The organism is Thiorhodococcus mannitoliphagus (genome assembly GCF_010915725.1).
GTDB lineage: Bacteria > Pseudomonadota > Gammaproteobacteria > Chromatiales > Chromatiaceae > Thiorhodococcus > Thiorhodococcus mannitoliphagus.
The window spans coordinates 61530-74781 of the sequence record NZ_JAAIJR010000009.1 but is presented as its reverse complement, the minus strand read 5'-3'; the positions used below and the strand labels follow the sequence as shown (position 1 = coordinate 74781).

The following is a 13252-nucleotide window of genomic DNA, read 5'->3' as shown; positions in this document are numbered from 1 at the left end:
GTAAATCAGGTCGGCGTCAACTCCTTTTGCAGCTCGCCGCTCAGCAACACTCCAAACTTCAGCGCCACTAAACTCAATCACCCCCCCCTGTCCCTGAGGAGCCGCGCATTCTACAGCCTCATGAACGGGCGTCAAGGGCTAAATTTCACCTTATCGAAACAACCGCGCCAAAACGCCCGCGGTTCTACGCATGAATGATATTTCGGGGCTCGCAAAGTCCCACCGAATCCTATGAGCCGAAGGACACAAAGGCCGTCGACGCGCTCAGTCAATCCTAGGATTCTGCCAACCCGGTCGCACTGACGACCGCATCGACCACCTCGACCTGGGTCTCCTCGCTCAGATAGGGGTGCATGGGCAGACTGATCACGCGTTGGGCGACGCGCGCGCTCACGGGTGTTTCCTCACCCGGAAGGCCGACATGAAAGACCGGCTGGTCGTTCAAGGGCACCGGATAGTGGACTGCGGTGGGCACGCCGGCCGCGCTCAGCTTCTGCGCAACGCTGTCGCGGTCGGGAACCTGAAGGGTGTACTGCGCGAATACGGACACATTGTCCGCAAGCACGAAGGGCGTTAGAACCGCATCGCCACCGTCCTCTGTCGAGCCAGCACCCCGCGCCTTGAGCAGTTCGGTGTAACGACTCCCAAGCCGTGATCGGGACTCGACCTCGTCCGCGAAGATATCCAACTTCGCTAACAGCACCGCAGCCTGCATGGTATCCAATCGCGCATTCAAGCCAATGCGCGGGTGATGGTAGCGCCGATCCTGGCCGTGATTGCGGATTTCGCGCAGTGCCTTGGCGAGCGCGTCATCGTCAGTAAAGCAGGCACCGGCATCTCCATAAGCCCCCAGCGGCTTGGATGGAAAGAAGGAGGTGCAGGCGATCTTGGATAGGGCGCATGAGCGACGCCCCTTATAGCTCGCCCCAAAACTCTGCGCGGCGTCTTCGATGACCGGCAAATGATGGCGTTCAGCAACGACGTTGATCGCATCCATGTCGGCACATTGGCCATAGAGCGAGACCGGCATGATCGCCCGCGTGCGCCCCGTGATGGCGTCTTCCAGCTTGGCCGGATCCATGTTGTAGGTCACAGGATCAATATCGACGAAAACAGGACGAGCCCCAAGCAGCGCGATCATCTCGCCCGTTGCGATAAAGGTAAAAGGCGTGGTGACGACCTCGTCGCCGCGACCGATCTCCAAAGCCATCATGGCGGCAAGCAGCGCGTCCGTTCCGCTGGACATACCGACGCAGTGTCGAGCCCCGACAAAGTCGGCGAGCCGTTCCTCAAGCTCGTTGACCTCTGGCCCCATGATGAATTGCCCGTGACTCAGGACGGCCTCGATCCGCGCCTTTACCTCGGACTCGATCCGCCCATACTGTGCTTTCAAATCGATAAATTGCATTCAAATTCGCCTTAGCGGTCAAAGTGCCGCCATATTCGGACTTGGAAGGACGTTCGCTCAGGGAAACAAGATCTGCACCGTTTCAGAAGGACGCAGTACTTCATTGGCCTTCGTATCGAAGATGATGTCCAGATAGTAGACAGCGCCCTCAAGCTCGACGCGCACGGACTGAACACCAAGACTATAGACGCTGCCAGCACGCGTGGAATCGCCTACCTTGACGCGAACCTTATCTCCGGTTTGGTAGCGCCGGAGCACATTGGCCGTCACCAGTGCCCTTGCCAGCATGCGGTCGTTCGGCGCGACAACGATCAGCGGTTCCTGCTGCAGGGTCTTGTAGATGACCGCCCCCTTCCAGACATTACGCGCGACAACGATGCCGTCAAACGGGGCTCGAAGCTCGGTGCGTTCCAAGGCGACGTCTGCCGCCGCTTCGGCCGCCTTGGCCGCCGCTTCTTCGGCATTGGCAGCCGCCAGCAAAAGCTCCGCGTCCTTCAGCTCTTCAATGGCGATCAGCCCACGATCGAAGAGTTCCTGGCTGCGGTCGGACTCGCGCTGCGCCTTCTCGCTGGCAACGCGCGCGCGCGCAACCCGAGCACGGGTCTCGAGAAGATGAGCCTTGGCTTCCCGCTGGTCCATGCGTAGCAAGAGATCGCCCTCTTTCACCTGCTCGCCGGCGCTGACGGCGACGTCCTCGACGACGCCGTTCTCGACGACCCGCATCTCCACCTCGTGGACCCACTCGAGCCATCCCTTAAGGACCTCAGCGGCCTGCGCCGGCGCCAGGGTCAAGAGAAGCAAAGAAGCAATCAACAGCCGCGCGTACATTGATCTAGGGGCTCTCCGTATCTGCGATCCAAAGCGGTTGACCGATCAGCTCATGTAGCTCGGCCCAAGCCAGCGCTCGACAGTAGCCGATGCGTTGCTCTCGCATCCGCGTCCGCGTCTGCTGACTCATTGAGTAGCCCAGGTCGGCCGTTACCTCAAGCTCATAAAGGGTGCGACTTTGGTCAAGCTTGAGGTCGCGCCAAGCGGATTCGACACGGACGCTTTGCTGGGCCGCGCCCAAGACACGCAACCTGAGCAAGAGTTCATTGACCTGCTGCCGTCGCTCCGCCAGCACCGCTTCGCTGGTCGCCGAGGCATCCGCGGGCGCACTATCGGGCGCATGACGATCGACTTGTGCGAGCCAAACCTCCCGCGCCGGCAAGTCATCGGGGATCTCCGGGAGACGCGGCGGCGTCAGGTTGCGCGGCAGCTCATCCGCCGCCATGGCCTGGGCCAGCAGGGATCGCGCTAGCTGCTGACTCGCCTCGCTCGCCACACGGCGATGCAGCAGATCCTGGTAGACCGCCTCCAGTTCCGCGACATGCAGTTCGGACAGCTGCCCGAGTTCACGGCGCGCTGAAGCGCGATCGTATTGCACGTAGGCAACCGCCATGGCCTCGCTCTCCGTCGCGAAACTAAAGTCGGCCAACAACACATCGAAAAAGCGCTTGATGACCTCTAAACGCTGGGCTCCAAGCGGTCCGACCACCACATCATCGATCGCAAGCGCATTGTTGTCCGAGAGCTGGCTATTGGAGAAGGCAAGCTGACGGCAATCCAGGTAGAGCGATGGGCGACGCGGGATGGGCACGCTTGCGTCCGCTCGTGGATGGCGCTGCAGTTCTTGAAGGGCGCGCTCCAACGTCAGAGGATCGGGCAAGGCGTCGGCAACACTGGCAATGACGAGACCAGGCGCAAGAAACACCGCCATCATGAGTCGAGATAAGGTCGGCTTCATCTAGCCCCTTGGATGCATGTCCGCTCGGTTCAGCAGATGTCTGCGAAAACGAAGCTCGGTCTGAACCGCCGAGGTGGTGTCGTAAACAGCGATGCCGGGTATACCACGGATCGGACCGCCGCGAAAACCATCACCATAGTGACATCGCCCTCAGCAGACTCAGCATACCGACGCGCCGCTGGCGTTGAATCCTGCGCCGCTTGCGCCAGTTGCGCGCAAGGCCCGACAGCGCATCCCGCTTGGCCTTGATGAGCACAGCCGCGCGACCCTCTGGGAGATAGCGGAGCACAACGACCAGGTGCATCAGCAGATGGACCGGCAGGAGCACCACCAAGAGCGGCAGCGGCATGTTCTTGACAAAGAGCCACAGGAGATTGCGATGCCCATGATAGAGCGCGAAATCGCTGCGCACCCCGGTCAGTGCCGAGCCCTGATGAACCACCTGTGCTTGGGGGACATAGCGACAGACATAGCCCGCCAGACGAATCCGAAACCCCAAATCCACGTCTTCCGCATAGCAAAAGAACTCTTCGTCGAAGCCACCCAAGCGCGCCAAGAGATCCCGACGATACAAGGCCGCCGCCGCACAGGGTGAAAAGACTTCATCGGCACGCAGCCGCAGACCCCGCGCCGGCCGACCGTGATCGCGACGCCAGACCAAGCCGGACACATGCATGACATCGCCGCTCCCGTCGAGGCGGGTGCGCGCATCATCCGAGTACATGCGGCTGCCGAACGCGGCCGACCCTGGATAGTGACGCGACGCCAGCAGGAGCTGCTCCAGCCAGTCCGGATCCGGAACAGCGTCTGGATTCAACAAAGCGACCCAGTCGCAGTCAGTCGTCCGCGCGAGCGCAAGATTGTTGCCCTCGGCGAAACCTGTGTTGTAGCCGGGATCAATCAGCTCGATCGCGGGGCAACCCCGCGGCGCAGGCAAGGCGGACTGAGCGCCGCCATTGTCGACGACGATCACCCGATCCGCCGGCCGCGTTTGCCGGGACAGGCCTTCGAGGCAAGCCGTCAGCAGCTCGCCGGCTCGATAGTCCACGATGATGACAGCGACCCGCTCCCCGGCGCGCTCCACGCCAGCACCCGCCTGTGACTCAGGTGCGATCCGAAACTGCGCGCTGGCGATCATAGAATTCCAATACGGTTAGCTCCTGGTTCCCACAATACTGGTCTTCCACCACCAGCGCTGCGGAAAGCGCGCCGATATCGAGCGTGCGGTGAACGACGAGTGGCAGCAGCCCGGATACGGCCTCCAGATCCCAGTCGCCCCGGAGCGCATCAGCTCCGGCGACCTTGAGCACATCCTGACAGAGGTCGAAGGCACCGTCATGGATCGCTTGGATGGTCGAAAAATTGTGCTGCGCGGAGCCAGCCGGCTTGAAGCGCGGTTCCAGCGTATCGCCCTGAGCCTCGAAACCAGCCAACTGACCTTGCGGCGAGGTCAGCACCGCCTCCAGCACCAAGGCATAACGATGGATGGCCTCCTGGTCCATCTGCTCCAGCGGCAGCAGGTTGCCGAAACAAGAGGCACAGCGGCCGCCCCGCTCCACCACACGCCCAGCGGAGGCGTTGGTGACGAAGTAATAACCGGCAAGGGGCGCTTCGATGGCCTGCATCAGCGCCAGTTGGATGGTCCCAGAGTAGCCGATGTCGATGATCGCCGGATTCGCGTCGGCATCTGAGCCAGCGCGCTGCCAATAGTCGCGAACCGACTTCCGAAGATCGGCCGCCGCCGCCAAAATCTCCGGAAGACAGCGCTTCAAGAGACCTTGAACCTTGAAGTGATCTTCCGGGAGCCGGAACACCTGATCCAGCAGATCTTCTCCCAGACGCGCGGAAATGGCGTCGAGGTCGGTCAGCCCGAAACGCGCGGTCAAGAGCTGCCGCAGCGTCCCGTCATAGTGCGCTGTGAGCAGCAGATCCAGATCCGCTTCTTCGCGGATCGCCGCGAGCCCAACCACGCTGCGCGCGCAGTAAAAATAGCTGCCCTCGGGCAGCGCTGAAGCCATGTCCGCGAGTGCCGGGTGCGCCCGCATCATGCGATAGAGGCGCTCGAGCAGCCAGCCCTCGCGGCTGAGGAAGCGCGCCGATGTCACGCCGTCCTCGCTCAGACGCCCGACCAGCCAGGCCAAAACGACAAAGACGATGGGGCCAATGACGCCATAGCCGAAGACCCGCGGATCCGCAAACGGCTGATGGATCGGCCCTGGCGCCGTCGTCAGCTGATGATTGATCCGGTTCCCGATGAGGCCGAGCAGAAGCTCATTGCGCCACGATGGACGCCTCCTGAAGTTGCGGATCAAGGCCTGCCCGCCGGGCAAGACCCCCAGCAGCGCCGCCGGTCGCATGACATGCACGGGGTGCGGAAATCCGCGGTCGACCAGCACCTGGACATCCGAATGCTCATTGTCGCCAACATGCTGGAGCTGAGACTTTTCGCCCCCTTCCTGCTCCAGAAGATAGTCCCAGACGTCGCCCCTGTCCTTGCGGTAGCCAGTATCGGCCGAAACGTAGAGGCGGTCGAAAACATTCAGCCCGAGGCGCTCCAAGACAGGTTTCAGATGAGACGCGCCCAGATACATGTCCGAAACCAGAACCAGACGCCGGCCCTTGCGCTTCAACGTCAAGAGTTCGCGCGCGACCACGGGGCTCGCCGCGAAGAGCGACTGCTCCGTGGAGATCTCAAGCTCGCGCAGCGCGGCTGCGGTCTCCGCAGTCAAATCGAGAAGCTCCGCCAAGGCGCGATAGATGTCCTCGACAGCCACATCTCGACCGGGATCGAGCGTTGCGCGGAGCATCGACTCGGCCTGACGGCGCTTAGCCGCGAAGTCCGGGATATCGAAATCCCGCGCGATCTTCTCCTCGAGCATCCAGAAAACCGCCTCTGGCCTCGCAAAAGGCCGCAAGATCAGCGTATCGAAGAGATCGAAGGAGAGTATCGATGCATCGGCACAGCCCATGCGCAGCCGATCACCCAGCGCGTGCGGGACACACTGCTCGAGCACGAAGGGGCTGTAAGAGCGGAAGCAATGACGCCCCTGCTCAGAATACTGAAAGCGTCGCGAAAGTCCGGCCGCTTTAGCAGAGAACAGGAAACAGCGCTCGATGGCGTGGTGCAGCGTATTGTCGGTCTGCCCTGTCTCTCGCGGGAAATCAGCGGTCGTGAATCCCAGCTCCAGCAAGGGCCTGAGTGCCTCGGTCCTCGCCCAAAACATGGAGCCCGCCGGGTAATCGATGTATTGGCTGAAGTCGATATCGGAAAATCCAAGGCGGTTTAGCAAGACATCGGCCTGCCCGCGATTGGACAACCAGGTATGAGCCCAATAAGGGAGTCCCGGAAAGGTCTCCGGATAGACGATGCCCACCGAAGAGTCCACCGCAAACTGAGCCAGCATGGCGCGGACCGATGCGGGGTCGCCGAGCATGGCCTCTAGCAGATAGCGCCGCCAATCATCCCCGAACTGGGCCGACCCGGTGTAGCTCGACTTCTTGGTATGGACATGCCCGACGATATCCAGCGCTGCGATCTCGTCACGAAAGCCAGCGACCAAAGGGGCGATATCCCGGCCACGGTTCGGCAGCACCTTCAGGGTCAGATGGGCGTTGTCACCGAGCAGGTCACGCTGAGCGAGCACCGCTTCCCGCGCCGCCTCGGACACAACCGAGACCATCAAGTGGTAGGGCACCGGCATCCGCGCCAGATAGCGGCAAAGCTCCGGGAAGAGATCGATGAAGAATACATGCGCCACGATGCCGCAACGCAGCGTCGGCAGCGTCATCATTTGCATGTCTGAGGGACAGTATGGAGGGCGGTCTTTGACCACGACAGAGGGCATCGAACTGGGCGCTCGGCGCTGCATGTGAAAGCGCACCCGGCGAATGGAGCCGCCGACCCCGTCGTCTTGGACCCGTTTCATCAGCTTCACGCCAAGCCGCCGCCAACCACCGCTGATCCGCGCGGCATCCGCTGCCGTGGCGACAAGGGCAGGCACGGGGCCCAGCATGGCACGCCCACGCGCCTTGGCGTGCTGCGCCGCTTTGCTGACCAAGCGGATGGGAAGGGTGACGCGCCAGCTCGTCGAAGCCAGTGTCGCGCGATAGGCCTCTGCTGCCTCCTGATAGAGATAATCGGCCCGCTTGAAGGCCTCTTGCAGCTCACCCAGCTCAAAACGCTGATCTTGGCAAGTCCGATCGAGCGCCGCATGCGCGGAGTCGAGACGCTGATGAACGGAGATCAGCTCGGCGTGCTGCTCCTGAAGCGCCGCCAAAGCGGCCGAGGTGATCTGATAGGCTTGGTCGCGATGCCGAAACTCGGCATGGAGATTCTCATGGTCCTGATTCAGGCGCTCATGGGCTTCGAGCAGTGCTTCATGCGCTTCGTGGAGGTCACGGTGGGCCTCCATGGCCTTTCCCAGACGCTCCTGGGGCAAGCGCAGCGCCTCGTCCAGCTGCTGTGCCGACCAACGCTGCTTCCACTTCGCCAAGAGCTGCTGGCGTGCTTGCGCCACTTGCCCGGCATCCTGACCCCAGCCAGCCTGCGAGGCCCCGCCGGCGCGATACCCGGCCGAGACCTGATCGACATGCAGAAAGGTCGTGTGCTCGGCGCACTGCAGCCAGAAATCCCAGTCCTCGAAGACCTCGAGCTGCGCATCGAGCCGACAGCCAAGCTCAAGCAGTCGGCGACTGAAGAGCACCGCATGGATGGGGATATGATTCTCGAGCCGTTGCGCAACCGGATCATAGGGGCTATTGAGGACATCGATGACCTCGGACTCAGGCGATTCGCAGTAGCGCACCCCCGCATAGGCGACCATGGTGTTCGGCGCGGACCTGAGCGCCGCCACCAAGGCGGCAATATGATCGCGATCGAGCCAGTCATCGTCATCCAAAAAGATGAGATAGTCGCCCGTGGCGCGCTCGAGACCGGCATTGCCCGCGCGGCAGCGCCCTTCGCTGGCGACATTGACCAGATGCGCGACACTGATGCCGACTTGGCGCTCGAGCGGCGCCAAGAGATCGGCAACATCACAGCCGCCGTCATTGACGAGGACGATCTCCAAGGGACGATAGCTCTGGGCGACGCAAGCATCCAGGGCGAATCGCAGGGTCTCTCGCCTGTCCTTGGTGCGAATGATGATCGAGACCAGCGGACTGGCGCTCGCAACGTCTTGCATCGGTATCGAACCCCGGGCAAAACACGCAATTCTAGAGGACGACTCGCATTTGACAACCAATAACGCGATACGGAAGCGCGCGACGAGCATCCACGACTTCCAGAGGCGGATGCCGCGCCAGTCACGAGCTGGTCGATTTCGGCCATGCCGCCGGCAACGACAACCCTTATGAAGTTCACGCTCAGGAGAGCACGCATGCGACGCACAATGACGACACTCGCGATTTCTATATTCGCCATCACGCTTGCAGCTGCCGCGACAGCGGCCGAGCCCGACGCGCCAGCACCCGCGAGCACCTTCACCGTGCAGCTCGAAGGGCTGCGGTGGACGCTCACCGACTATCGCAGCGCCGACGGACTCTCCCAGGTGTGGCCGAAATCGCGGCCGCCCCGATTCTCCTTTCAAGACGGAAGCTTCTCAGGCTCCACCGGCTGCAATCGCATCACCGGCTCCTACAGGCTCGACGGCTCGATCCTGACGATCGGCAAGGGGCTCGCCGCAACACAGATGGGATGCCCGGCTCCGCTCATGGCGCAAGAGAAGGCCGTCATTCAGGCCTTGCGCCGCGTCGCAACCGTCCATCGCAAGGGCGCAACCTTGGAACTGCACGACAGCGCCGACGAGGTCCTGCTGCGTTTCAGCCTGCCCCAAAGGACACCGCTGACGGGGCACACCTGGAAGCTGGAAAGCTATGACAACGGAAGCGCTGCACTGACCACGCCGATCCCAGGCTCCGAGATCACCCTCAAGCTCGATGGCGAGGATCGGCTCAGCGGCCACGATGGATGCAATGCCTACATGAGCGGCTACAGCCTCAGTGGCGACGCGCTCGCCTTCGGTCCCATCGCAACGACCCGGATGGCCTGCCGAGGCGGACCGGAGCGCGCCGAGCAGGCAGGACGCTACGCCGCGGCCTTAACCCAAGCCGCCAGCTATCAGCTCCAAGGCCAGGAGCTGACGATCCTGGACGCGAACGGCAAGCCTATGGCCCGATTCACCTCGGAAGCAACCTCGTCGGCGCAAGCCGCCACACCCTGATTCATTAGGGAGAGGCAGCCATGAAGACCGCAGCGCCAGTCGGCCTCGGCCAAGTCGCGACGGGAAATGTATACTTGCCGGCTTGAATCATCTCCCGCTGCGAGGCGCTACATGCTCTGCTGGGCCAGAACGCTCTTCATACTCACCGTCGTCGCGCTCGGCGCCCTGAGTATGCTCAATGCCTGCGGCCAAAAGGGAGACCTCTATCTTCCCGAACAGCCCGAAGCGACTCCCGCCCCGAACGGCGAGGATGTCCCTGCCATTCCCGCATCCAGCGGGCGCGGCAATGAAGGCGCACCGCAATCCCAACAAGACTCGCCCTAGCAACCTTATGGACTACTTCAACGACCGCGACGGCGTCATCCACGCAGAGGATGTGCCCCTTCCAGAGATTGCCGAGCGCTTCGGCACCCCCTGCTATGTCTATTCCAGGGCAACGCTCGAGCGCCATTGGCGCGCCTTCGACCGTGCGTTCAAGGACCACCCCCACCTGATCTGCTTCGCCGTCAAGGCCAACTCCAACCTGGCGGTGCTGAACGTCCTGGCCCGCCTGGGCTCCGGGTTCGATATCGTCTCGGTCGGTGAGCTGGAGCGCGTGCTGGCGGCGGGGGGCGATCCGAGTAAGGTCGTGTTCTCGGGCGTGGGAAAGCGTCAAGACGAGATTCGGCGGGCCTTGGAGGTCGGCATTCGCTGCTTCAATGTGGAGTCCGAGCCCGAGCTGCTCCAGATCGACCGCATCGCCGGCGAGATGGGCGTCCGCGCGCCGATTTCGCTGCGCGTGAATCCAGACGTCGACGCCCAGACTCACCCCTATATCGCCACCGGGCTGAAAGAGAATAAGTTCGGCATCGACATCCATTCAGCCGCGTCCATCTATACGCTGGCGGCCGCCATGCCCAACCTACGTGTGGTGGGCATCGACTGCCACATCGGCTCGCAGCTCACGGATCTCGCGCCCTTTATCGACGCCATCGGACGCGTACTCAAGCTGGCGGATCAGCTCTGCGCCTCCGGCATCCACATCGAGCATCTCGACTTGGGGGGGGGACTCGGCATCCGCTACCGCGAAGAGCACCCGCCAGAGCCCGCGGCCTATGCCGCCGCGATCAGCTATCAGCTCGCCGAGCGCCCCTACGAGGTCATTCTCGAGCCGGGACGCGCCATCGCCGGCAACGCCGGCGTCCTCTTGACCAAGGTGGAGTACCTCAAGAGCAACGACCATCGCCATTTCGCGATCCTGGACGCGGCCATGAACGACCTGCTGCGCCCCGCCCTCTATCAGGCCAGCCAGGACATCGTCCGCGTCGTTCAAGAGACCGACGCGGATCCGCTGCGGTACGATCTGGTCGGACCGGTCTGCGAAACCGGGGACTTCCTGGGAAAAGACCGCACACTTGCACTCAATGAGGGCGACTTAGTTGCCGTGCGCGGCAGCGGCGCCTACGGCTTCACCATGAGTTCCAACTACAATAGCCGCCCACGCGCGGCCGAAGTCATGGTCGACGGCGATCAAGCCTATCTGGTCCGCGAGCGCGAGACGCTTGCCAGCCTCTTCGCTGGAGAGCATCAGCTGCCATGAAGCGGCGCCTCGAGCCCGAGCTGATGGACACCGATGAGCAGGCAGCGGCCTACGCGGCCGCCGACTTCAATGAGTCCAACAGTCTCTTCATCGATCTCCTGAAACAACTGTCCCCTGGTTCGGTGGACGGTGCCCGCGCGCTCGACCTTGGCTGTGGGCCCGCCGACATCGTCATCCGCTTCCTGCGCACCTACCCCAAGGCAAGCTGCGATGCGGTGGATGGCTCTCAGCCGATGCTGGACCTGGCGCAAGCCGAGCTGGACCGGCTCCCCGGCATCGCGCAGCGCTGTCGTCTGATCTGCGACAGCATCCCCTCGGGGCAGCTGCCGCAGGCACACTACGACTTCGTCCTATCCAACAGTCTGCTCCACCACCTTCACGACCCTCAGGTGCTGTGGCGGACTGTCAAGGAGACCTCCACTGCGGGCGCCATCGTCCTCATCATGGACCTGATGCGGCCCGCCTCCGCCGGCTGGGCCGAGGCCTTGGTGGAAACCTACACGCGCAACGAGTCAGAGGTGCTGCGGACGGATTTCCGCAACTCGCTCTTCGCGGCGTTCGAGCCTGCCGAGGTGACCGCGCAGCTCGCCGCAGCCGGACTCGAGAGCGCGCTCGAGGTCAAGGTCGTCAGCGACCGCCACCTGGCGGTCATGGGGCGCCTGCCCGGATGATCTCGACCGTGCAGCACCCCCAACCTCCAAGTGCGCCCCGATGAAGCTGCGCTTCACCAAGATGCAGGGCCTCGGCAACGATTTCGTCGTCTTCGACGCCATTCGCCAAAAGGTCGAGCTGACGCCCGAGACCGCAAGGCACTACGCCGACCGTCGCTTCGGGATCGGCTGCGACCAGATCTTGCTCGTCGAACCGCCGCGACTGCCCGAAACGGACTTCCACTATCGCATCTTCAACGCCGATGGATCCGAGGTCGAGCAATGCGGCAACGGCGCGCGCTGCTTCGCCCGATTCGTGCGCGACCAAGGACTCACGGACAAGGACGAGATCCCGGTCGGCACGGCCGCAGGCAAGATTCGGCTCTACATGGAAGCGGACGGGCAGGTCCGCGTCGACATGGGCCGGCCCGAGCTGCGCCCCGAGCGTATCCCCTTTCTTGCTGATTCAGAGGCCGACACTTATGAAATCACTGTCGACGGCCAGCGATGCCTGATCGGCGCAGTCTCCATGGGCAACCCGCATGCCGTGCTCATGATTGACGACCTGGACAGCGCGCCAGTCGCGGAGCTGGGCCCCCTGCTCGAATCGCATCCGCGCTTTCCGCAACGTGTCAACGTCGGCTTCATGCAGATCTTGTCGCCTCAGCATGTCCGGCTGCGGGTCTATGAGCGAGGCGCGGGAGAGACGCTCGCCTGCGGGACCGGCGCCTGCGCGGCCGTTGTCAGCGGCCAGTTGCGCGGACAGCTGACCACGCGCACTCGGGTCAGCCTGCGCGGCGGCGATCTTATGATAGAGTGGCGCGGCCCGGCCCACAGCGTCTGGATGACGGGTCCGGCAATACCTGTATTCGAGGGGGAGATCGAGCGATGAGGGGAGTATGGTGAACAGTTCGCAGGCCCAGCAAGCCACAATCGAGGACCTAGACCTCGAAAAGCGCGTCGCAGAATATCTGATCAGTCATCCAGACTTCTTCGCGCACAACACCGACATCTTGGCCGCGATACAGGTACCCCATCTCGTCGGAGAGGGCGCCGTCTCTTTGATCGAGCACCAGATCCGCGTCTTGCGCAAACAGCTGGAATCCGAGCGAAACCGGCTGGCGCATTTGATCTCCCGCGCCCGCGAATACGAAGAACTCTCCGCCCGTCTGCACAATCTCACCCTGCACCTGATGTCTGTCAGCGACTCGGAGCACCTCTGCGCCCTGCTGCGCGAGGCCATGCTACGCGAATTCAACGCCGAGATGGTCACTCTCAAGCTTTTCCCGCTCGGCACCAAGGCCGATGGACAAGAAGACCCGCTCACCACTGCCTTCCGCGAATTCATCGATCGGGAGCACACATTGTGCGGTCCTCTGGATGAGACCAAGGCCCGGATGCTGTTCGGCGCAACGGAGATCAACAGAGTCAGAGCAGCAGCCTTGGTGCCCATCAATGCCGACGGCAAGTCAGGCGTCCTCGCGATCGGCAGCGAGGACCCCGAGCGTTTTCATCCGGATATGGGCACGGACTTTCTCGATCGACTCGGCGAGATCGTCAGCCACAAGCTCAGGAACATCCCGCTGGATCATTGCGGCCGGTCCTGAT

12 protein-coding genes are annotated in these 13252 nt (G+C 62.8%); 7 read left to right on the top strand and 5 right to left on the bottom strand.

Annotated elements, in window-relative coordinates; translation table 11 throughout:
* A partial coding sequence (locus G3480_RS27795) for a hypothetical protein (RefSeq protein WP_206171480.1) occupies positions 1-198 on the top strand: 198 nt, incomplete at its 5' end.
* 76 nt (positions 199-274) lie between these two features.
* On the opposite strand, the gene G3480_RS03875 is transcribed toward G3480_RS27795, so the two are convergent.
* The 5 genes from G3480_RS03875 to G3480_RS03855 form a co-directional block, all read right to left on the bottom strand.
* Positions 275-1408 carry a DegT/DnrJ/EryC1/StrS family aminotransferase gene (locus tag G3480_RS03875; RefSeq protein WP_164652353.1) on the bottom strand — a complete coding sequence of 378 codons (1134 nt, stop codon included), beginning with the start codon at positions 1406-1408 and terminating at the stop codon, positions 275-277.
* Between the two features lie 57 nt (positions 1409-1465).
* A complete protein-coding gene (locus G3480_RS03870) occupies positions 1466-2209 on the bottom strand; it encodes an efflux RND transporter periplasmic adaptor subunit (protein ID WP_240905570.1) in 744 nt (247 codons plus the stop codon).
* A 31-nt stretch (positions 2210-2240) separates the two neighbouring features.
* Positions 2241-3194 carry a TolC family protein gene (locus tag G3480_RS03865; RefSeq protein ID WP_240905568.1) on the bottom strand — a complete coding sequence of 318 codons (954 nt, stop codon included), beginning with the start codon at positions 3192-3194 and terminating at the stop codon, positions 2241-2243.
* A 130-nt stretch (positions 3195-3324) separates the two neighbouring features.
* Positions 3325-4332, bottom strand: a complete 1008-nt coding sequence (locus G3480_RS03860) for a glycosyltransferase family 2 protein (RefSeq protein ID WP_164652351.1) — start codon at positions 4330-4332, stop codon at positions 3325-3327.
* Positions 4298-8377: a rhamnan synthesis F family protein gene (locus G3480_RS03855; RefSeq protein WP_164652350.1), complete on the bottom strand. Its 4080-nt coding sequence runs from the start codon at positions 8375-8377 to the stop codon at positions 4298-4300. The genes G3480_RS03860 and G3480_RS03855 overlap by 35 nt, the downstream gene beginning before the upstream one ends.
* Positions 8378-8572: 195 nt before the next feature.
* Here G3480_RS03855 and G3480_RS03850 point away from each other — a divergent pair, with 195 nt between their 5' ends.
* The 6 genes from G3480_RS03850 to G3480_RS03825 all read left to right on the top strand — a co-directional run bounded on the left by G3480_RS03850 (position 8573) and on the right by G3480_RS03825 (position 13251).
* Entirely contained in the window at positions 8573-9415 is an 843-nt protein-coding gene (locus G3480_RS03850) for an META domain-containing protein (RefSeq protein WP_164652349.1), read from the top strand.
* A gap of 66 nt (positions 9416-9481) precedes the next feature.
* Positions 9482-9739: an LPS translocon maturation chaperone LptM gene (gene lptM, locus G3480_RS29415; RefSeq protein WP_420824605.1), complete on the top strand. Its 258-nt coding sequence runs from the start codon at positions 9482-9484 to the stop codon at positions 9737-9739.
* A 7-nt stretch (positions 9740-9746) separates the two neighbouring features.
* A complete protein-coding gene (gene lysA, locus G3480_RS03840) occupies positions 9747-10994 on the top strand; it encodes a diaminopimelate decarboxylase (RefSeq protein ID WP_164652361.1) in 1248 nt (415 codons plus the stop codon).
* The gene (locus tag G3480_RS03835) at positions 10991-11665 is read left to right on the top strand and encodes a class I SAM-dependent methyltransferase (RefSeq protein WP_164652347.1); all 675 of its coding nucleotides are present in this window, start codon (positions 10991-10993) and stop codon (positions 11663-11665) included. Before lysA ends, G3480_RS03835 begins: the two co-directional genes overlap by 4 nt.
* 40 nt (positions 11666-11705) lie before the next feature.
* Positions 11706-12536: a diaminopimelate epimerase gene (gene dapF, locus G3480_RS03830; protein ID WP_164652346.1), complete on the top strand. Its 831-nt coding sequence runs from the start codon at positions 11706-11708 to the stop codon at positions 12534-12536.
* Between the two features lie 7 nt (positions 12537-12543).
* Positions 12544-13251 (top strand): DUF484 family protein, encoded by a 708-nt coding sequence (locus tag G3480_RS03825; RefSeq protein WP_167752452.1) that lies wholly within the window; start codon positions 12544-12546, stop codon positions 13249-13251.
* Position 13252: the final 1 nt, after the last annotated feature.

Excerpts from the sequence above, each read along its gene's own strand:
- G3480_RS03875 (WP_164652353.1), bottom strand. The coding sequence starts at position 1,408 with ATGCAATTTATCGATTTGAAAGCACAGTATGGGCGGATCGAGTCCGAG.
- G3480_RS03865 (WP_240905568.1), bottom strand. The coding sequence starts at position 3,194 with ATGAAGCCGACCTTATCTCGACTCATGATGGCGGTGTTTCTTGCGCCT.
- G3480_RS03860 (WP_164652351.1), bottom strand. The coding sequence starts at position 4,332 with ATGATCGCCAGCGCGCAGTTTCGGATCGCACCTGAGTCACAGGCGGGT.
- G3480_RS03855 (WP_164652350.1), bottom strand. The coding sequence starts at position 8,377 with ATGCAAGACGTTGCGAGCGCCAGTCCGCTGGTCTCGATCATCATTCGC.
- G3480_RS03850 (WP_164652349.1), top strand. The coding sequence starts at position 8,573 with ATGCGACGCACAATGACGACACTCGCGATTTCTATATTCGCCATCACG.
- lptM (WP_420824605.1), top strand. The coding sequence starts at position 9,482 with ATGTATACTTGCCGGCTTGAATCATCTCCCGCTGCGAGGCGCTACATG.
- lysA (WP_164652361.1), top strand. The coding sequence starts at position 9,747 with ATGGACTACTTCAACGACCGCGACGGCGTCATCCACGCAGAGGATGTG.
- G3480_RS03835 (WP_164652347.1), top strand. The coding sequence starts at position 10,991 with ATGAAGCGGCGCCTCGAGCCCGAGCTGATGGACACCGATGAGCAGGCA.
- dapF (WP_164652346.1), top strand. The coding sequence starts at position 11,706 with ATGAAGCTGCGCTTCACCAAGATGCAGGGCCTCGGCAACGATTTCGTC.
- G3480_RS03825 (WP_167752452.1), top strand. The coding sequence starts at position 12,544 with ATGGTGAACAGTTCGCAGGCCCAGCAAGCCACAATCGAGGACCTAGAC.